The sequence below is a fragment of the Pseudomonas sp. FW507-12TSA genome, from assembly GCF_058781435.1.
The window spans coordinates 13713-34349 of record NZ_JBYSWT010000020.1; the positions used below are offsets into that span (position 1 = coordinate 13713).

At 63.2% G+C, this 20637-nt stretch carries 9 protein-coding genes; 1 reads left to right on the plus strand and 8 read right to left on the minus strand.

The window, feature by feature from the left end; genetic code table 11:
- Nucleotides 1–63 precede the first annotated feature (63 nt).
- The gene (locus tag AC3WK8_RS18990) at nt 64–699 is read left to right on the plus strand and encodes a TetR/AcrR family transcriptional regulator (RefSeq protein WP_085598264.1); all 636 of its coding nucleotides are present in this window, start codon (nt 64–66) and stop codon (nt 697–699) included.
- A 5-nt stretch (nt 700–704) separates the two neighbouring features.
- Here AC3WK8_RS18990 and AC3WK8_RS18995 read toward each other — a convergent pair whose 3' ends face one another.
- Genes AC3WK8_RS18995 through AC3WK8_RS19030 form a run of 8 tightly spaced genes read right to left on the minus strand, consistent with a single transcriptional unit; the run spans nt 705 to nt 20242 of the window.
- The gene (locus AC3WK8_RS18995) at nt 705–1487 is read right to left on the minus strand and encodes a thioesterase II family protein (RefSeq protein ID WP_085598265.1); all 783 of its coding nucleotides are present in this window, start codon (nt 1485–1487) and stop codon (nt 705–707) included.
- Nucleotides 1488–1489: 2 nt separating this feature from the next.
- Entirely contained in the window at nt 1490–2986 is a 1497-nt protein-coding gene (gene pltF / locus AC3WK8_RS19000) for an L-proline--[L-prolyl-carrier protein] ligase (protein ID WP_103325524.1), read from the minus strand.
- Nucleotides 2983–4125 carry an L-prolyl-[peptidyl-carrier protein] dehydrogenase gene (gene pltE / locus AC3WK8_RS19005; protein WP_085598267.1) on the minus strand — a complete coding sequence of 381 codons (1143 nt, stop codon included), beginning with the start codon at nt 4123–4125 and terminating at the stop codon, nt 2983–2985. Before pltE ends, pltF begins: the two co-directional genes overlap by 4 nt.
- A 1-nt stretch (nt 4126) precedes the next feature.
- Nucleotides 4127–5761, minus strand: a complete 1635-nt coding sequence (locus AC3WK8_RS19010; protein ID WP_103325525.1) for an NAD(P)/FAD-dependent oxidoreductase — start codon at nt 5759–5761, stop codon at nt 4127–4129.
- Between the two features lie 49 nt (nt 5762–5810).
- Nucleotides 5811–11135 carry a type I polyketide synthase gene (locus AC3WK8_RS19015; protein ID WP_103325526.1) on the minus strand — a complete coding sequence of 1775 codons (5325 nt, stop codon included), beginning with the start codon at nt 11133–11135 and terminating at the stop codon, nt 5811–5813.
- 49 nt (nt 11136–11184) lie between these two features.
- Nucleotides 11185–18576, minus strand: coding sequence for a type I polyketide synthase (locus tag AC3WK8_RS19020; protein ID WP_103325527.1), 7392 nt, complete (start codon nt 18574–18576; stop codon nt 11185–11187).
- A 36-nt stretch (nt 18577–18612) separates the two neighbouring features.
- Nucleotides 18613–19962 (minus strand): 1H-pyrrole-2-carbonyl-[peptidyl-carrier protein] chlorinase, encoded by a 1350-nt coding sequence (pltA, locus tag AC3WK8_RS19025; protein WP_053129118.1) that lies wholly within the window; start codon nt 19960–19962, stop codon nt 18613–18615.
- Between the two features lie 13 nt (nt 19963–19975).
- On the minus strand, nt 19976–20242 hold the full coding sequence (locus AC3WK8_RS19030; protein WP_085598271.1) for a phosphopantetheine-binding protein: 267 nt from the start codon (nt 20240–20242) through the stop codon (nt 19976–19978).
- Between the last annotated feature and the right edge of the window lie 395 nt (nt 20243–20637).

Sequence of the window (20637 nt, forward strand, 5' to 3'; positions counted from 1 at the left end):
AAATTGAAAAATAACAGATACTGGCCGTGAAGCAACCCCCTATGCCCGACCATGAGGAACCCCATGAGCACTCGACGCAGAGCCAGCAGAAGCGATGGCGAACACACCAGAATACGCATCCTCGAAGTGGCAGCACGGCTGTTCGCCCAGCATGGCTATGCCGCTACCGCGAGCAAGCTGATCTGCGAGGAAGCCGGCGCCGACCTGGCAGCCATCAACTACCACTTCGGCAGCCGCGAAGAGCTGTACAAAGTGGTGCTGATAGAGGGGCACCAACAGTTGATCGACGTCGAGGTCCTGGCGCGCATCGCCCGCAGCGACGAACCGGCACAGACCAAGCTCGATGTGTTCATCGATACCCTGGTCGGCCGGGTACTGGATGAACAAAGCTGGCAAAGCAAGGTCTGCGCCCGGGAAATACTGTCGCCTACGGTTCATTTTTCCAGCCTCATCCAAGAAGAAGTGATGCCCAAGTTCCGCCTGCTGGAGGCCATCATCAGCCAGATCACCGGCTTCGCTCCGGGCGATCCGGCGCTGGCCCGGTGCGTCATCAGCATCATTGCGCCGTGCCTGATGCTGGCGGTGATCGATCGCCAGCAAGCCAGTCCGTTGCAGGCCGTGCTGCAGCACGATGCGCACGCCCTGAAAACGCACCTCAAGCTGTTCGCCCGATCCGGCCTGGCCTCCATCGCCCCCTGAGCCGCTCAACTCACCAGGCTGCCGGTCGCTTGGTGCATGGCTCCGCCCAGGACGGACTTCACCCGAGACATGACCTGACCATCGAGGAAAAAATGCCCGCCGGGGAAAACGAACTGCTCGAAACTGCAGCCCGCGTACTCCCGCCATTGCCCCATGGGCTCGGGCGGGGCGATCAAGTCCTGGGCGCCGCTCAAGCAGGTGATGTCGACTTCCACTGGCCCGGCATGGACACAGCCATAGGAATGAACCATCGCGATATCCGCCTGGATGATGGGCAGATACATCTGCATCAGGTCTTCCTCGGCCAGCACCACAGCTGGCACCCCTCCCATGGCTTGCAGCACTGCAATGGCCTGCTGTGCCGGCAATTGGTGCAAGGGCTCCACCCGCTGCGGCAGATGGGGTGCGACCATGCCTGACAGCACCAGTTGCAGGGGCAGCCGCTGCCGGCGCTGCTGCTGCACATTGGCGACCGCGAACGCCAGCAATGCCCCCATGCTATGCCCGAAGAAACAGCAGGGAATATCGTCGCTGAACTGCTCCAGACAGTCGGCCACGGCATGGGCCGCGACTTGCAGGTCGACATAGGGAGCCTCCCGGCTGCGCCCCTCCCGTCCCGGTAGCTGCAACGCATACAAGTCGACCTGGTCGTACAGCGGCAGGAACCAGCGATGGAATACCGATGCCCCGCTTCCGGCGTAAGGGAAGGTAAACAGCCGCATCTTGCCCCGTGGCCGGCTGGCATAGGGAAACCACAGCTCCTGGTCCAAGCGTGACGGAGTCCGCATGTTCAACCCTCCACTCGCCGGGCCAGGGCGAAGCGATCGACCTTGCCGTTGGCGTTGCGCGGTAGCGCATCCAGGCACAGCAAATGGTCGATGATCATGTAGCGCGGCAGGCGCTGGGCGCAGTGACGCTTGAGGTCGATGATCGACAGCCGGGCCTGCCCCTCGGGGACCAGCACCGCCCACAGTTGGGCATTCATTCCCTCCCCGGTCACCAGTACCGCCGCCTCGCTGACCTGGGGATGGGCCAGTAACGCTGCCTCCACCTCCCCACGCTCGATACGGTTGCCACGCAACTTGAGCATGTCGTCGCGCCGCCCCAGGTATTCGTAATTGCCATCCGCCAACTGCTTGACCATATCTCCGGTCTTGTAGGGCCCCTGATGCGCCGGCTTGCCGAAATAACCCAACATGACCGTAGGTCCCTGGACGATCAGTTCGCCCTCTTCGCCAACGGCACAGGGGCTGCCATCGTCTTTCTGTGCCCAGATGCGATTGCCGGACGCCGCAGTGCCGATGGGCACCGGCAACAGGCGCCGGGGATCGATGGCAGTCACCTCGAACGCGGTGCACACGTTGGTTTCCGTAGGGCCGAACAGATTCGCCAGGCGCACATCGGGATAGGCACTACGCAGTTCGCGCAGGTGCTTGATCGGGAAAGGCTCGCCGGCGAACAACACGACCCGCAAGGTTCCTTGCAGATCGCTCAGGAGGTGGCCGTCCTGCATCATCAACATGAGCACCGAGGGCACCGAATACCACACCGTGATCTCATGGGACCTGACAAACTCGGTCAGCAATCGCGCAGAGTAGGCGCTGGACTCGGGCACCAGGTAGACCGTCCCGCCGCTGTTGAGCGCGCCATAGAGATCCAGGGCCGAGAGGTCGAAGTGAAACGGCGCATGGTTGGCGAAACGATCGCCCGCCTCGAAGCCGTAGCTGGAGCACGCCCAATCGACGAACGCCAGAGCGTTGCCATGGCTGAGGGATACGCCCTTGGGCACGCCTGTAGAGCCGGAGGTATAGAGGATATAGGCCAGGTCATCGGGCTGGATATCGAGTTGCGGCACCACACCGGAACCTGCCTCTATATTGCGCCAGTGACGAGCGTTGGCTACATCGTCCAACACCACGCAACGCACCTGCTGCAGTTCGGATGCAACGAGCTCCTCCAGGCGCGCACTGGTGCAGATGAGCAGCACTGCCTGGGAGTCATGGACGATCTTTTGCAGACGCGCCACCGGGCTCATCGGATCGACCGGAACATACACCACGCCCAAGCGCAGGGCGGCCTGCATCACCGCCACCAGATCGACCGACTTGTGTGCCCACAGCACGACCCGCTGGCCCTGGCGCACCCCCAGGGCACAGAACATGGCGACGAATTCCCGGGTCCTCGCCTCCAGCGCCTCGTAGCTCAGCCCCTGGTTTTCGTCCACCACGGCCAAGTGCTGCGGATAGCGCGCAGCGCTATGCATCACCCGTTCATGCAGCAGCTTCATAGCTTCAACTCCCGGGCGATGATCTCGTGTTGCATGTCGGTGGTGCCGGAGAAAATCGTGGTGCCGATGGAGTCACGCAGCATCGATTCGATACCGAAGGACTCCAGGCAGCCCCTGCCGCCGAAGATCCTGATCGCATCGATGCTCGAAGCCAGCGCACCCTCGCTGATCGCCAGCTTCGACAAGGCGATGTTCAGTTGCCCTGGGTCGCCCTGGTCCATACCCCAGCAAGCCCGGAACAGCAGCAGCCGGGCCGACTCCAGGCGCAGCTTCATCTGGGCGATGCGATGCGAGACCGCCTGGTTGTCACCGATGGCCTTGCCAAACTGGCGCCGGGTACGGGCGTGCTCGATAACCTGCTCCAGCTGCCGTTCCATCATGCCCAGGAATCCCGCGAACAGGCAGGCGCGTTCCCAACCCATCGAGCTCTGGAACACCTGCCGGCCCTGCCCCTCCTCACCCAGGCGATTGGCTTCGGGAACCTGGCAATCGTCGAAGAACACTTCGCCGGCCGGGCAGCTCTTGAGGCACACCTTGGCCAATGGATCGCTGACCCTGATACCCGCAGTGTTGCGTTGCACCACGAACCCGCTGACGCCCAGGGCGCCGTACTCGGGGTTACTGGTGGCATAGGTGACGAAGATGTCGGCGATCGGCGCATTGCCGGCGAAGCTCTTGTGGCCGCTGAGCCGGTAGCTGCCGTCCGCCTGGGGCCAGGCCCGGGTCTTGAGGTTGCTGGAGTCCGAGCCCGCTTCGGGTTCGGTGATCGCGTTGGAACCGATGAACTCGCCACTGGCCAGCTTGGGCAGGACCTCGCGCTTGACCTGCGTCGAGGCAAATTCGGCGATGGGCATGGCGCAGGCGAACTGATGCGCCGCAGCTGCGAAAACCAATCCCATATCCGTGCAGCCCAGGCCGAAGGCATGCATCGCAATGGCCGTCGATAACGCCCCCAGGCCCTGACCACCGTACTCCTGGGGAATCGACAACCCCAACAAGCCCGCCTCGCCGCAAGCCGCCCACTGCTGGGCGGTGAAATAGCTCGAATGTGGGTTGCGGCTCTCGGCCAGTTGGCCGGCACACAGTTCGGCGATCATGGCAACGTGTTTTTTCTGGGCGACATCATAGTTGAAGTCCATTTCAACTCTCCTTGCGCATGGATGGTTTTCTGAAGGATCGATAGAAGATCAGCCGGCCGACCTCCGAAGGCACCTGCATCAGGCCCCACCAGAGCGCCTTGAGCTTTCGCAGGGTGGTCAGTTGATAGACACGAGCGTGAGGATTAGCAAAATCAAAGATAGGCGGTACAAAACTGGCCTTGGCCAGCTCCGCAAAAATGCAACTTGCAGCTTGCGCCGCGGAAACCTTGGTGCTTTCGACGTCATCACAAAGGTCCAGGGTAGTGTTGAGAATATCCTTGTAGCCCTGGTACAGGGGCATCCAGAAGCCATCCTCGGCCAGTCGGTCGATCTCCTCGAAAGCCCGTTGATCCAGGGACTTGGCGAAGGCATCGTTGACCTTGCGCGCAGTGATGGTGGCGGCGATCGACTGCAGCAGCCAGACCCGGGCGAAGGCGTTCCAAAGCTCGGGGTCGCGAAACGCGACATAGGCACCTGCCGCGATCCGGTCGCTCAGCTTGATGATGCTGTCCTGGGTGACGATGAACTCGCGCAGCGCCCGGCTGCGGTAATCCCCGCTGCGCACGGCATCGATCAAGCGATGGGCCAGGCCCAGTACCAGCTCCGCTCCATTGGAAAGCTTGCGCGAGAACAGCAGGTCATTGGTCGCCGCGCCTTCGTCGAACATCAGGCAGCGGCGCTCGAGCGCCGAAGGGCACACTTCGCGCAGCGGCTCGCGAACCGCCCACTCCCGTACTCGCCGGGCACCGCCCAGGTGCTTGGCCAACCCGGGATACTTGTCGACCAGCCCTGCCAGCACCTGGTCGCCGTCGGCACCCTGGCAGGCATCCTCGCGTACCGACACCAGTACGCTGACCAAGGGGTTACGTGAATGCGCGTGGTTGTCGAAAGGAATGATCCCGACCCAGCCTTCCTCGAGCACATGGTGCAACGTGCCTTCATGCCACTGGCCGGGGAAATCGTCTTCAACGCAGGCATCGAACGGCACCACCCCGAGCATATGGGTGGAAAATCCCCGGGTCCGGGCCTGCATGGTGCAGGTCTCCGAGGGCAAATCGGCGTGGCGGGCGATCATCTGCCCGGCCGGGCTGCCGTCGACGATGAAGTCGGCGCTGACCCAGCCTCCCTGCGCCACCGCCACCTTGGCTCCACGATCGTCGAGCACGACCCGCGGGGCATCCGCCACCTCCACCAGTTGCACGCCATAACGCACTGCAGCAGCCAGCAGGTAGGCATCGATATCAGGCCGGAACAAGTGGTTCTCGCCATGTTCGGAAGGCACGTTGAATTGCAGCGCCTGGCCCATGTCCATTGCTCGGCCTGGCTGATGGTAGATGAATCCGAGGTTCTTCTTGACCCCGGAAGACGGCATGACTTTCTGGTGGATATCGCGGGTACGGGCAATATTCTTTATCTCGGGTACCGAATAGCGGTCGGCGATCAACTCGAAAATCATCGACGTATAAGGAATCGTCGCCTCGCCCGTCAGGTCGGGCGGCAGGTGCCGGTTGCGCAGCAAGCCGACACGGACATCGTTCCTGGCCAGGCAGGCAGCGAGCATCGTCACACTGATACTGTTGCCGGCCAAAAGAACGTCGTAATGGTTTGGCACCTGGCCAAACAGCGCATCATTCATAACCACCTCAATGGCAGATCATTCTTCAGGTATCTGTGCCGCAGGCCTTTCAGGCCTCGGCCAGGCAACCCTGTTCCCTTATCGAGCGGGCCAGGAAATCCGGCCACATCAGGCCCGGGCATTCGAGAAACTCACGAGCCTTGATCTCCAGCTTCAGATCACGGCGACAACGGGCAACCATGTCCATGACCAGCAACGAATCCAGGCCGTAGTCCATCAGGCTGCCGCCGTCTTCGAGCTTGGCCCGCACTTGCTCGGTCTTGACCCCGAGCAGTTGGGCGTACTGCTCCCAGACGTAGCCATCGAGCAAGGCCAGTACTCCGGCCTCGTCGGTGGCCGAAAGCCGCTCCAGGATGTCGCCACCGGTGCTTTCGGCGACCCTGGCGGCCGGCACCTGGCTGCGGATGTACTCCAGCAGGGGCTGCGGGCCGCGGGACTCCAACAGTGGCTTGAAGCGATCCCAGTCGACCCCCGATACCACTAGCTGGGTCATGCCGCTGGCTAGAATCCGCGACAACAGGCCGATGTTCTGCGCCGGCACGATCTGTTTCAGGCCGACGCTGGTGAGGAAGTTCAGGACCTGTTCGTCGAACAGGTGGCTGCCTCCGGCCCAGAGCCCCCAGTCGATCACCAGCGCCTGCAGACCCTGGCTCCGGCGGTGCCAGGCCAGGCCATCGAGGAACTGATTGGCGGCGGCATAACTGGCCACGTGCTGCGACCCCCACACGCTGGCGATCGTCGAGCACATGACGAAGAACTCCAGGTCCTGGTCCAGGGAGAGTTCATGCAACAACCAGGTTCCCTCAACCTTTGGCCGCATGACCTGATCGAAGCTCTCGTTATCGATATCCTCGAGGTCTTGGGGAATGGAGATACCCGCCGCATGGAAGATGCCCTTGAGCTTCAGGCCTGGCGATGCGCACCCTGCGAATACCCCGAGCATGTCCTGGCGCGAGGTGATATCCGCCTGCACGTAGCGAACCTGCGAAGCCTGCGCACCGAATCGCGCCAACTCGGCGCCCACCCGCTCCAGCGGACGCCGGCCGGTGATCACCACCTCGGCAGCCCCCTTGTCCAGCAGCCACTGGGCCATGGCCAGGCCGATCCCGCCCATGCCGCCGGTGATCAGGTAGCTACCCTGGGCGCAAGGCACATAACCGCGGCTGGGCAAGCGAGCCTCACTGAAGTGATTCAGGCGCTGGACATAACGCTTGCCGGGGCGCAGGCAGATCTTGTCCTCCCCATCGGGATCGATGACTTGTGCAGCCAACGCCCGGGCCCAATCATGATCGTCGGGAGCCAGGTCGATCAGGCCGCCCCAGTGCTCGGGATGCTCCAGGGCGATGGTCTTGCCAAGCCCCCATAAGGGTACCGTCGCCACCTGCATGGCTTGCCCGGGCGCCAGGCCGACGGCGTTCGCCCCCTGGGTGACCAGCCACAGCCGGCCGCCGCGCTCGCCCAGGGCGATCAGCGCCTGGACCAGCTCCAGCACGGGGTGAAACAGCTGCGCCGACAGGTTCGACAGCTCCTGTAGGCTGGTGCCATGGGCATCGACGACGTCCTTGCCGTCGAGCACGATGATCTCGGCGGCCAGCGCCTGGCTGTCCAGCGAAGGAGACTGGCCCGGGGCCTGGGCCAGGGCGACTCGACTGGCTTCGAGCAGTGCCTGGGGAGACATGACCAACGCCCGGTGCCCGGCCGACTGCAACTGCTCGACCAGTGGCTGGGCCAGCTCCGGTGAACTCGCGACCAGGGTGAACAACCGATCCGGGCGAAGCACGTCGGCCTGCTTGCGCGGGCGCTCCAGCCAGTCGAGGCTGTAGAGCACGTCTGGCTGGCAAAGGGGGCCACACAGCGCCTGCTCGTTGCCTGCCGCGGCCAGGCTCACGCCCTCCAGCCGCCCCACAGGCTGGCCAGCACTGCCATACAAGGTGCAATCGAACTGTTGCGGATCCGCCGGGCTAGCGACCAGGGCCAGGCTTTGCACCTCGTGCATGCTGGCCCGCGTGCAGAACAAGCGACAAAGACCTGCCACCGTTGCGCCTGCGTTATCCGGTATCGCCTGGCCAAGGTACTCCAGCACCTGGGCCAAGCGGTTGCCGTGACCGTCGGTTTCTGCCGGCAGTTGCATGTGGTAGACGAACCCCGGCTCATGCGTCGACTCCTGCTCCGCACACGGTAGTGGCCCGGCGCTGACGGGGTGCGCTTGCAGGGTCAGCGACAAGACCGCTTGCCAATCGGCAGTGGCGGCTTTGGCCGCATCGCTCAAGGCAAAGCAGCGCACTTCCCAGGCCGAGCCTGCAAGCGGCTTGAGTTCGGTGAACAGGTTCAGTTGGTCATCCGGATGCATGACCAGGGCCTGGGGCATGCTCGCCAGGCTGATAGCGCAGGACTCCAGTTGCAGCTGGTCGATGATCTGGGCCGTGAAAGCCGCCAGCAGGCGGGCGGGCGGTAACAACACCAAGTCATCGCGACACTCAGCTCCCAACGCCTGCAGTCGGGCGCAGTCCAGGGTCGCCTCGAACGCCGGGGTCGGTGCCTTGACCGGGTGCCCCATTAAGCTCGATGAGCCGGGCGGGGCCGATGAGACGCCGGACGATGCGCCCTGGGCTACGTCGAACCAATAGCGTTGACGCTGGAAAGCATAGCTGGGCATGGGTTGGCGCAATGCGCCGTCATGCTCGTGCAGTCTCGCCCAGTCGAGATCGTAGCCAGCGACGTAGAGCTGCGCTGCAGCGATACGCAGGTCCCGCGAGGGCTCGCCGGCATGACGCATGCAGGGGATGGCCAGGACCTCGCCTGCGCCTTCATCACGGCCGATCAGCGGCGTGAGAACCGCATCGGGGGCCACCTCGAGGAACGTCCCGACCGACAGCTCTTCACGCAAGGTAGTGACGCCAGCACTGAACCTCACGGCCTGGCGGGTATGCATGCACCAATAGTCAGGCGAACTCAGGCTCGACAGGGTATGCACCTGCCCCGTGACGCCGGCGATGACGGGCATACGCGGCTCACTGAAACGAAGCTGCTTCACCTCCTCGCGGAATGCTTCGAGCATCGGCTCGGTAGCGGCACTGTGGAAGGCATGGGACACGCCCAGCTTGCGCACCTTGCAGCCACTGGTCCGCAGGCGCTCGGCCAGCGCCTGCACCTCAGCCTGCGGACCCGCTACCACCAGGTCCTGCGGGCTGTTGACCGCGGCCAATTCGACGCTAGTACCCGGCAACTCCCGGAGCACCGCGCCCAGTTGCTCCTCGCTCATGCCCAGGGCATACATTGCCCCGCCCGCGGTCATCAGTTGCTGCGCCAGGCGACCACGCGCCTCCACCATGCGCAAGGCATCGGCCAGGGAAATCGCTCCGGCCACGCAGATGGCGCTGATTTCGCCAAAGCTGTGGCCGAACACCGCATCCGGAGCGATTCCCCAATGCATCCATAGGCGAGCCAGGGCGTACTCGACGGCAAATATGGCTGGCTGTGCGTAACGGGTCTGCTCCAGGTAGCCTTCGCTGGCGGCCGAGTCGTCGAGCACCAGGGTGAGCAGATCCACCTCCATCATCGGGCCGAGCAGGGCTCGGCACTCGTCGATCCGGGCCTTGAAGAACGGTTCGTGCTCATACAGTTCCCGGGCCATGCCACGGTACTGGCAACCTTGACCGGGGAACAGCATGACCAGGCCCTCGGGGGCCCCTTGGCAGCGGCCGTCGAAGACGTTGCCAATGACCTTGCGCGATGCATAAGCCGCCAATTGCTCGCGCAGCCCATCGCGGCTATCGGCAACGGCCGCGAAGCGATGGCCGAAATGCGCGCGCCCCAGGTTCGCCGTGTAGCACAGGTCGCGTAATTCGAGCTCGTCATGCTCGGCGATGAAACGCTCGTAGCGCCCGGCAACCTGGCGTCGCGGGGTTTCGCCCTTGGCCGAGATAGTCAGCAGTTGCCAGGGGCTGCCGTGTCCTGCACCACGCGTCCTGGGCGGCGGGTCCCCCACCACCACATGGGCGTTGGTCCCGGTAACGCCGAACGAGCTGACCCCGGCGTGGCGCGCCTTGCCCTGACGCGGCCAGGCCGTGGCTTCGGTGACCACCTTCAGAGCCAGGCGATCCCACTCCACTCGAGGGTTGGGAGTATGGAAATGCACTTGTGGCACCAGGGCCTCGTGCTGCATGCACAAGAGGATCTTCGCCAGCCCGGTGACCCCGGCGACTGGCTCCAGGTGCCCCATGTTGGCCTTGATCGAACCGACCAGCAGCGGTTTCGCACCATCGCGCTGCTGGCCCAGCGCCGCATGCAGTGCACGCAGTTCGATCGGATCGCCCAGGGCCGTACCGGTGCCGTGGGCCTCGACATAGTCCACCTCCACACCCTGGAGCCCGGCCTGGCCCAGCGCCAGCCGGATGACTTCCTCCTGGGCATGGATATTGGGCACCGTGATCCCGCTGCTGGCTCCATCGTTGTTGACCGCACTGCCCTCGATCACGGCCATGATCGGATCCTGGTCGCGTACCGCATCGCTCAAGCGCTTGAGGGCAAGGATCACGCAGCCTTCAGCACGCCCGTAGCCATCGGCCGCGGCATCGAAGGTCTTGCAGCGCCCATCGGGCGCTACCGCACGCAACTTGCTGACGAGGATGAAACCGTAGGGCGACAGGATCAGGTTGACCCCGCCGGCCAGCGCCACGTCGCTCTCGCGATTACGCAGGCTGTTGCAGGCCTGGTGCAGGGCCACCAGGGACGAGGAACACGAGGTGTCGAGCACCACCGCCGGCCCCCTCGAGCCCAGGGTGTAGGCGATGCGCCCGGCGACGAAACTGGTCTCGCCATAGAACTGGTAGGCATTGACGTCCTCGGCCACGCCCAGTTGCTGGCGCAGGCGCACGTAGTCATTGGTGCTGACGCCCATGAACACCCCCATCTTCTTGCCGTGCAGGCTGTCGGGAGCGATAGCGGCATGCTCCAGGGCCTCCCAGGCTACTTCCAGGGCCAGCCGCTGTTGCGGATCCATTCCTTGCGCTTCCTTTGGCGAGATGCCGAAGAAGGTCGGGTCGAACTGGTCCACCGCATCGATGAATCCACCACGCATGACATAGGCCTTGCCAGGCACCTGTGGATCGGGGTCGTAGTAGTCCGTACCGTAGAGCCGGTCACTGGGCATGTCTCCCACCGCATCGGTGGCGTTCTTCAACAGGCTCCACAAACGCCTGGGGTTATCGGCATGCCCCGGCAACCGGCAGCCCAGGCCGACGATGGCAATGGGCTCGCCGGATACCTGGGACTTGCCGGCGACCTTGTCCTTGAGCGCACGGATGGTGGTGATCGCCTGAGCAAGGCTCTCTTGCAGCTGGTCCTTGCTTGCATCGCGGATATCGTTATCCATAAAAGGCCTCGATCGGTGATTCTCTGGCAGTCGCCACGCAACTGCCGGGCTAGTAATTGGCAAGATCCCGCAGCTCATCCTCGAGTGCGCCAATCAGCTGCGCCCGAGACAGTTGGTTCAGGTCCTGCTGTTGCCCTGCCTGTGCGGCACTCTGGGCAGCGACAACCGGTGCGGACTCCAGGAGCTGGTCCATCAGGTAATTCGTCACCTGCTCGATGGAGGTGTACTCGAAACCGAAGGTCGACGGCAGGTCGATGCCCAGTGCACGGTTGAGCCTGGCGCGCAGGTCCAGCGACATGACCGAGGACATCCCCATGTCGAAGAATCCCTTGCGTACGTCCAGGTCCCGGCCATCGGTGATGCCGAACACCTGCTCTATCACTTCGCACACCAGCGCCTGCATCGTTCGCTTCTGGCGCGCGGGAGGCATGCCGGCGAACTCGTCCAGGCGTGAGTCTTGCTCGATGTCCTGCATGCCCATGTGCTCAAGCAGCGGCCAAGGGAGGATGCTCTGGTACAGGCGCTTGAGTTGTGGCCACTCGACATTGAGCAGGCCGTATTGGCCATGACCGCCCTCGAGCAGGCGCAGGATGCCCTGCTCGATTTGAACCTGGCTCAGCGGTTGCAGCCCGCTGGCTTGCAGCGCCGCCCTGGCGTTGGCGTCGTGCTCCAGTTCACGCTCGCTTTGCGTCACCTGCAGCATTTGGCAAGCGAGGCCCTGGCGAAGACGCTGGTCGTGGATCCAGGCGGCATAGGCATCGGCGATGGCACAAGCGGCAAAACCCGCACCGCCCAGCAGGGAGGTGGCGCTGCCCATGATCAGGAAGAACGCCCGAGGGTCGTCCAAGGCCTGGTGGATCTGTTGCAGGACTTCAAGCTGGCGGGCGAGCGCCTGCGCCTGGGAGCCGAACTCCGCTCGGGCCAGGGCCACGGTGCGCCAGTCAGTGCCCAGATGAACGAAGCCGGCGATGGGGCCCTGCGCGCGCAGTGAGCCAAGAAGCTGCGCCAAGGCCAAGCCTGCCTCCTGCGGCAACATGGCTGTCGACAGCGGCAGCGGCGCTGGTTGCGACCAGCGCACTTGTTCCGGAGCGTGGCTGAGCAGCAACGCCCGCGCTGCCCCGCGCCGCGCAAGCGCCTTGAGTACCGGTTCCAGGTCGCTTCCGGGGCAGGCATGCACCAGCACCGTTCCCGCCAGCGGTGGCGGGTCCAGCGGCCGTACAGCAGCAGCTGGCTCCTCCACCAGGTACTGGGCCCGGATCCGAACACCTTCGATCGCCAGATGGTCATGGCTGGGTTGCCCGCGCAGCAGCCGGCAAAGACTGGCGTAGCTTCTCCTGTCGCGCCCGTCGAGGCTGACCAGTCCACCCCACCAGGCGGGATGCTCCATGGCGAAGATATGCGCCGCTCCTTGCCATGCAGCCTGGCTCGCGGCCGCCACCGGCTCATTGGCCTGGCTGCCGGCCACGGCGAACCAGATCGGCTTGGCGGGCTTGGCACCGCTCGCCGCAGCAGCGGCCAGGGCCTGCATCACGTCGGTGCCGGCCAGCAGCGCTGGCGACAGGCTGCAGCCCTCCCCAGCCACAGCACCGGCGGCACCAAGTACTACCAGCCCGCGACAGGAAGCGTCCGTGCCGACCCGGCGCAACACCTGGGCAAGCCGCTGCGGTAACGGTTGCGTACCGTCCTGCAAGGCAATGATCTCGATCGAGCAATGCCCTGCCTGGAAGGCCGCTTGCAGCGGTCGTGTATCCCCGGCCTGCCGAGCCAGCACCAACCAATATCCCGAAACCGGTTCGCTGGTCTCGGGCAACGGATAGTCGCGCCACTCCCGGCGGATCATCGGTACTTCGGGCGCTGCCTCAGCGATCTCGGCCAGGTATCGCGAACCAGGTTCGGCGAACAGTGGCGCCTCGAATAGAGCGACCCGGCACCCCTGCAAGTCGAAAGCTTGCAGGCAACCCGTCTTGCCATCCTCCCCAGGAGCCAGTACCACCCTCAGGCTCGACGGCAGGCCGGCAAGCACCTGGATCCGGGAAAACCCAAGGAGGGTCGCGGCACTGGCACCCTCAAAGAGCTTGATCGCGTTTTCCAACAAGTCCGCTTGCCGTTGCTCCGGCGCCAGGGACGCAGCGAAGTGGCTCAGTGCTTGGCGCGGCCCAGCTGCCGAGCCTACCGACAATCCGGACAAGCCATCTTCGGAAACTTCCAGGCACTGTTCGCCAGACGCCTCCAGCTCGCCTGGCAGGGGCGTCTCACACTCCTGCAGCGTTCCGCTCATGCACACTTGGCGGACCTCGTCATGGACGCCCTGCACCGCCAGCTCGAAAGTGGCACCGCACGCCTGGAGGTGCAGGGTCAGGTGCGAGATCACAGGCTGCCCGGCGGCCAGGCCTACACGGGCAATGCGCAGGTCGCGAATCTGCTGCAGGCCCCGTGGTGTTTCCCGGATGGCCTGCAGCACCGCATCAAGCAGCCAGTGCGGCTTGAACTCCTGGCCCCGGCCAGCCAGGGGCTCGTAGTAATCACCCTGGGGGTCGAGTAATGCAGACCAGTACCAGATGTCGCTCGTCGGACGTGCCAGAGAATGCAGGCAGGGATGAGCCGGTAATGCTCGCGACGGCTGACCGGGCAACGCTGGGGCAACGGTGTCGAGCCAGTAATCGTTGAGCTGCCAGGGGTAGCCGGGTAGCTCGAGTGCCCGATGCCCTTCTGGCAAACGCTCGGGGCAGGACGTCCGCTCCCCGCGCATGAAGGCATCGGCCAGGAGCGCCCAGGGCTCATCGCAACCTGGCACCTTGTCATCAATTACCGAAGAGCCATCGAGCCAGGCCTGCAACGCCTCGCGCAATTCCTGGCAGTTGCGCCCATGAACCACCAAGCGCTCCTTGAACCAGGTGCGGCGTACCAGAGCGTTGGAACAGATCTCCTGGGCGGCATGCTCGGTCTCACCCAGGAAGTCCAGGTAACGACCGGCCAGGGCCGCCAAGGCCGCCGCAGTAGCCGCAGACAAGCACAAGGCCACGGGCTCGGCATCGCACGACAACGGCGCAACGGGGAGCGAGCGATGTCCCTTGAGCAATACATGTACGTTGGTACCGGTAAAACCAAAGGCACTGACCCCGGCGATCCGCGCCTCGCTCGGCTCCGGCCAGGCCACCGCCTGGCGGGGCAGCTTGAGGTTCATCTGCTCCCACGCCACCCGGGTATTGGCGATATGCAGGTAGGGCTGCGGCGGCACCAGGCCCCGCTCTGCCACCAGGCAGGCCTTGATCAGCGAGGCAATGCCGGCGGCTGCCTCCAGGTGGCCGATATTGGCCTTGAGCGAAGCGACGGTCAGCGCCGGCGTACCATCGGCGCATCCCTGGCGATAGGCGTTATGCAAGGCATTGAGTTCGATGGGGTCACCAAGCACGGTCCCGGTACCATGGGCCTCCACGTAGCCGACTTGCTCGGGCCGCACCCCCGAGTTGGCCAGTGCGTCCCGGATCAGCGCTTCCTGGGCCGGTCCGTTGGGAACCGTCAGGCCGGCACAGGCACCATCATGGTTGATCGCCGAACCGAGGATGGTGGCGACGATGGGGTCCCGATCCTGCTCGGCCCTGGCCTGGCGCTTGAGAATGACCACGCCGCAACCCTCTCCCCGGCCATAACCATCGGCGCGATCATCGAAAGTCTTGCTGATACCGTCCGCCGCCAATGCACCGGCCTGCCCCATGGACTGGAAGATCGCCGCCGAGGCGATGACGTTCACCCCGCCGACGATGGCCACATCGCACTCCGCGCTGCGCAGGCTGTTGCAGGCCAGGTGGATGGCGGCAAGTGAAGACGAGCAAGCAGTATCGACGGTCAGGCTCGGGCCGCGCACGCCGAGAAAATGCGAGAGGCGTCCGCAAATGGCGGAAAACGAACTACCCGTTCCGTAGTGCGCATCCAAGCCCTCGGGGCAGTTCAAGACCCTGGCTTCGTAGTCGTGGGAGTTGGCGCCAACGAACACCCCAACCCGCTGGTCGAGCAGCTTTTCCTGACTCAGGCCGGCCCGTTCCAAGGCTTCCCAGGCCACCATCAGCAGCAGGCGCTGCTGCGGATCCATGCTCCTGGCCTCCTTGGGGGAAATCCGGAAGAAATCTTCGTCGAATCCCTCAGGGCGCTCGATCAGGCTGGCAAAGCGCGGGAAAGCGTCGCAGGCCACCGCACCAACCAACCGCTCCTGGGGCACTGGCACTACGGTCGGGGTCTGTTCGAGCAGCAATTGCCAGAGCGCCTCGGGGCTGTCCGCCTGGGGAAACCGACAAGCCATGGCCACCACGGCGATCTGCGCCGGGCAGTCGCTCGCAATTGCGTTTCCTGCTTCACCCCCTATGCCTGCCGGGGCGGCTTGCGCTTGGCTGGACAACAACCCTTGCAGATAGTGGCTCAAACGATTGAGCGTGGGATGGTCGAAACCTACGGTGGCCGAAAGCTTGAGACCAAGGCGCTGCTCCAGCTTGCGCTTGAATTCGACCAGGGAAATGGAGTCCAGGCCCAGCTCGAAGAATCCGCGATCCGGGTCCGGATCGACACAAGCCGCACCGATGATTTCGGTCAGCAGGGTCTTGATCTGGCTGCGTACGTCGGCGGCCATGACTGTCCCCACCGGTTCCCGTGCTGCGACCGACATCGCCACCTGCAAGTCGGGTTCCGCCTGTCCGGGCTGGCTCAGCAGCAAATCATGGGCCTGGGCGCGGATATTGCCCTGGGCGTCATAGACCACTACTTGCGCTCGCAGGTCCATCAACGGCTCGACCAGGGGCGCCACCGGCGCAGGGGTGAACCAGAAACTCTGGTGCTGCCAAGGATAAGCCGGCAGGTCGAAGGCCTGTTCCCTGGGCTGATAGGCTTGCCAGTCGAGCGCCACGCCCTGCTCGTACAGTCGAGCGAGGATTGCCGCCAGTTCCGTGGCGGCGTCGCCCTGCTTGTGCAGTGCCCCGCAAACCAGCCCTTCGACACCGCGGTCGGCAAATATCTGGTTGATCGATGGCGCCAACACCTTGTGCGGGCCCAGTTCGACGAACAATCGATGCCCCTGGTCGACCAGGTGCTCGATAGCCCGGTCAAAGCGCACGGCGCCGCGGGCATTGTCGAGCCAGTACTGGACATCGGCTATCGCTGCGACATCAGGCATGGCGCTGGTGGAGACCCATGGGATAGATGCCGGTCCAGCCTCCAGGCCATCCAGCCCCAGGCGAATGGCTTCCAGGCAGGTATCCATCTGGTAGGAGTGGAAGGCATATTCGGCCGGCATCAGGTACGTGAAGACACCTTCCTCGCGCAACTGCCGGTCCAACTCCAGCACCGCCTGAGGGCTGCCGGACACCACGCAGCTGTTACGACTATTGACCACCGACAACTCCAGCTGCCGATCCACCGCCAAGCGCGCCTGAAGCGGTTGCGCCGCCAGCCCCACCACCAACATGCGGCCCTGGCCCAATGTGCCCTTCATGGCCTGGGCCCGGAAATGGATCACCCGTACCGCCGATTCCAGGTCCAGGGCTCCAGCGCAATAGGCGGCAGCCACCTCGCCCATGGAATGCCCGACCACAGCCGCAGGCTTCACGCCCCATTGGCCCAGGCACTCGGCCAGCGCCACCTGGATGGCGAAGATGCATGGCTGGGCAAACTCGGTGAGGTGCAACCGGGATGCGCCTTCTGCGCTGCGTAATTCGGCCTCGATCGACCAGTCCGCCCATAGGGCCATGGCCTGGTCGCAACGCTGGATCATCGACAGGAACACCGGTTCGCGCTCCAGCAGGTCCTGGCCCATGCCGACCCATTGGGCGCCCTGCCCGGTGAAGACGAAGACCGCCGCTGGTTCGCTCTGCTCGTCCGTGGCGCATGCCGCGCAGGGGAGCGCCAGTTGTGCCAGCTGGCTTTTCAACTGAGCACTATCGACACCGACCACCGCACGACGAAAAGCGAAATGTTCCCGGCGATGTAGTGCGCTGGCGACGAAGGCTCGCAGTTGCCGATCATCCTGCTCCGGCAACTGGTCGGCATAGGCCCTGGCCTGGTCCACCACGCCCTGGGCGGCCTTGGCCGATACCGGAAGGATCCAGGGCCGAAGTTGTGCCGCAGGCACTTGTTGCGATCGCGCCTGACGATAGGCCCTGGCGTCCTCCAGGATCATGTGGACATTGGTGCCGCTGAGTCCGAAACCGCTGACTCCGGCCAGGAGCGAGCGTTTGGGCAAGGCCTCAAGCGTCGTGGGGATGCAGAGCCTGGAACGCTTCCAGTCCACCAGCTCGTTCAAGCGCGTGAGATGCAGTTGCGGGGGCACCTCGGCGTGCTCCAGGACCTTCATGGCCTTGAGTACGCTGGCCATGCCGGCCGCCGCGTCCAGGTGCCCCATGTTGGCCTTGACCGATCCCACCATCAGCGAGCGTTCACGGCCCTGGAACACTTGGGCCAGGGAGGACAGCTCGATGGGATCGCCCAAGGGCGTTCCTGTGCCATGGGCCTCGACGTAGTCGATATCCTCCACCGTCAACCCGGCAACCTCTAACGCCTCGGCGATCACCGCAGCCTGGGCGTTGGCATTGGGCACGGTCTGGCCAGCACTGGCGCCATCCTGGTTGATGGCCGAGCCCCTGATCACCGCCTGGATCGGATCACCATCGCGCATGGCATCCGCCAGGCGCTTGAGCACCACTACCCCGCAACCCTCGCCTCGAACAATGCCATCGGCAGCGGCATCGAACACCCGGCACCGGCCGCTGGGGGAAATCGCCCGGATCTGGCTCATGTAGATCGTCAGGTCTGGGGCCAGCATCAGGTTCACCCCGCCCGCCAGGGCCAGGTCCGCTTCACCGGCTTGCAAGGCACGACAAGCCAAGTGCATGGCGACCAAGGATGAGGAGCAGGCAGTGGTCACGGTCATCGCCGGGCCGTGCACCCCCAGGTGATAAGCGATACGCCCGGCAGCGAAGCTGAACTCCTTGCCGGCGGCATAGTAGGGATTGATCTGCCCGACCCCCGACTCGCGTGAGTGCAATGCCAGGTAATCCATGCCCAGCATCCCGACGTATACCGCGGTGCGGCTATCCTTGAGCTGCTCGCGAGTCATGCCGGCACGTGCCACGCCCTCGCAAGCGACCTCCAGCAACAGGCGCTGCTGCGGGTCCATTTCCCTGGCCTCGGAGGCCGAGATACCGAAGTAATGGGCGTCGAAACGATCGACATCTTGCAAGAACGCCCCGACCTTGCAGTAGGTCGTACCGGTTTGCGCGGCGGACTCGTCGTAGATTGCCTCCGAGTCCCAGCGTTGAGTGGGTACCGGTCCGATGAAATCGGTCCCAGCACGAAGGAGTTCCCAGAATGCTTCGGGTGTCGTTGCGCCTTTGGCGAAGCGGCAACCACTACCGATGATGGCAATGGGTTCGAAATCCATGGGCGCACGGGCATCCATTCAGTCATCTCCTTCGACTGGGGTATGTGTCGTTTCTTAGAAAGCAGGCTTGGCGGTAGGGACCTGCATGTCGCCCAGGTACTTGTGCCAGAGGTGGTCCGGATCGCTTTCGACAGCGGCGATGATCTCGCGCATCTTGTCCAGCACCTCCAGGCGTTTGCCGCTGTAGACGTCACCCTGGAGCAGTTGGAGGATATCCAGGCGATAGCGTGGGTCCTGGACGAATGCGGTGAACAGGATGTTCAAGCGGTAGTAGAGAGTGATGAACTCGTACCAGTTCTTGATGCCGTTCCTGATCATGCCTTCGTAGCGGGTGAAGCTGGACTTCTGGAAGTCGTTGTTCTTCACCGCCTCGATGATGTCGCCACTGGCGATACGTGCACTGTTCAAAGCCACGCTGACACCACTGGAGAAGATCGGGTCGACGAACCGCGCGGCATCGCCGATCAGGACGAAACTGTCGCCACACACTTCCTTCATGCCGTAGCTGTAGTCCGCCTCTTTCTTGAATGGGCGCAACTGCTCCGACGCCTTGAGGGCGTCATGGAGGTTCTCGCGGGTCTTGACCGCTTCCCAGAAGAACTCCTCGTACGAAAGATTGGAGTTGGTGTAGTTCTGCTTTTGCGTGACCACACCGACGCTGGTGATGGTCTCGGTGATCGGGATCTGCCAGACCCAGGTATTGGTCAGTGGCAGGAAGTGGATGAAGATGTAGTCGACCTTCTCCGGATTCTGGGTCGCCGACTTGCGGTCGAAATTATCGAACCAGGAATGGATGGCGAACTGGTTGAAAACCGGGTCTTTCTCTCGCAGGCCCAGGCGCCGGCCCAGCAATACGTTACGGCCACTGGCGTCGACTACCATCTTCGCCTTGATCTCGACACTGCGCTTGCCCAGCTTCGCGTTGACGATGACATTGCCTGGGCTGATGAACTCGACGTCGGCGACTTCTACCCCCTGGAACACCTTAGCCCCCAGCGAACCGGCGTGCTCCAGCAGGATACGGTCGAACTTGCCGCGATCGACGTGGTAGGTGAAATCACGGTCGACACCTTCCTGCTTGCGTTCATTGAACAAAATTTCCGCCGAACGAAAATCATGGTCCAACCCCTGGAAGCCCATCTTGTCTTCAGGTCCCGAGTCGGCCGAAGTCCAGGCAGCCCCGAATTTCTTCGGGAAGTTGGCCTTCTCGATCTTTTCCATCACGCCGATGTCCAGCAGTACCGGAGTGGTGGCTGGAACCAACGACTCGCCGACATGTTCGCGCTCGAACAAGTCCTTTTCGAACACTGCGCACTTGACACCCTCTTTGGCCAAGTAGGACGCCATCGTCGAACCGGCCGGCCCGCCCCCGATAATTACTACGTCATAATCATGATCGTTCATTGCACACTCCCTGTTATGCGCACTCGGCCTTTAATTGCTCAACTGTCCTGGATATTGCATTCAGATCTTTGAAGTACTTACCGGTAATGTGCGTACTTGGGATGGACACGCCCATTTCATCCCTGATGTAGACCATCAGCTTGACGATATTCATTGAATTTAGAATGCCCCACTCAAGTAATGGAGTCTGGTCATCCAGTTCGTCATCTTTCGCACTTGGCCCGATCAAGTCCTTCATGATGTAACGACGAATTCGCTCTTTTATTTCCGCTCCGTCCATAGACGTACACTCCTGAAGTCGACACTCGTGGGTTGGAAGAACCCGCACAAGATCGACAATAAGAGAGCACTTGTGAATAGTCTGTTTTGCAAAGCGCCTTTGCACATTCGCAAAGGTGAGGACCTTCTCGGGGGTAACTGGATCGGCAACTAACAATATTTCACAAAAATGACAGCATCCCACCAGTCATTGGCCTGAAGGGTCGCCCAAGCATAAATCGGCCATCTATTGCAATTAGCCACTAGACTCATTTCGCCCAAGATAGCGCAACCCCGCCCTTTAACTTAACCGTTGCGAGGATTCGATCCGGAACATCAGTACCGCTTTGAAACCTTATGTATTGATTTTTATCAAGCGCAATAAAGACGGCAATCCACGCGACTTGACAAAAAAAA

What these genes read in the sequence shown, in the direction of transcription:
- pltF (WP_103325524.1), bottom strand. Translation starts at nt 2,986, where the DNA reads ATGAAGCTGCTGCATGAACGGGTGATGCATAGCGCTGCGCGCTATCCG.
- AC3WK8_RS19015 (WP_103325526.1), bottom strand. Translation starts at nt 11,135, where the DNA reads ATGGATAACGATATCCGCGATGCAAGCAAGGACCAGCTGCAAGAGAGC.
- AC3WK8_RS19010 (WP_103325525.1), bottom strand. Translation starts at nt 5,761, where the DNA reads ATGAATGATGCGCTGTTTGGCCAGGTGCCAAACCATTACGACGTTCTT.
- pltA (WP_053129118.1), bottom strand. Translation starts at nt 19,962, where the DNA reads ATGAACGATCATGATTATGACGTAGTAATTATCGGGGGCGGGCCGGCC.
- AC3WK8_RS18995 (WP_085598265.1), bottom strand. Translation starts at nt 1,487, where the DNA reads ATGCGGACTCCGTCACGCTTGGACCAGGAGCTGTGGTTTCCCTATGCC.
- AC3WK8_RS18990 (WP_085598264.1), top strand. Translation starts at nt 64, where the DNA reads ATGAGCACTCGACGCAGAGCCAGCAGAAGCGATGGCGAACACACCAGA.
- pltE (WP_085598267.1), bottom strand. Translation starts at nt 4,125, where the DNA reads ATGGACTTCAACTATGATGTCGCCCAGAAAAAACACGTTGCCATGATC.
- AC3WK8_RS19020 (WP_103325527.1), bottom strand. Translation starts at nt 18,576, where the DNA reads ATGGATGCCCGTGCGCCCATGGATTTCGAACCCATTGCCATCATCGGT.
- AC3WK8_RS19030 (WP_085598271.1), bottom strand. Translation starts at nt 20,242, where the DNA reads ATGGACGGAGCGGAAATAAAAGAGCGAATTCGTCGTTACATCATGAAG.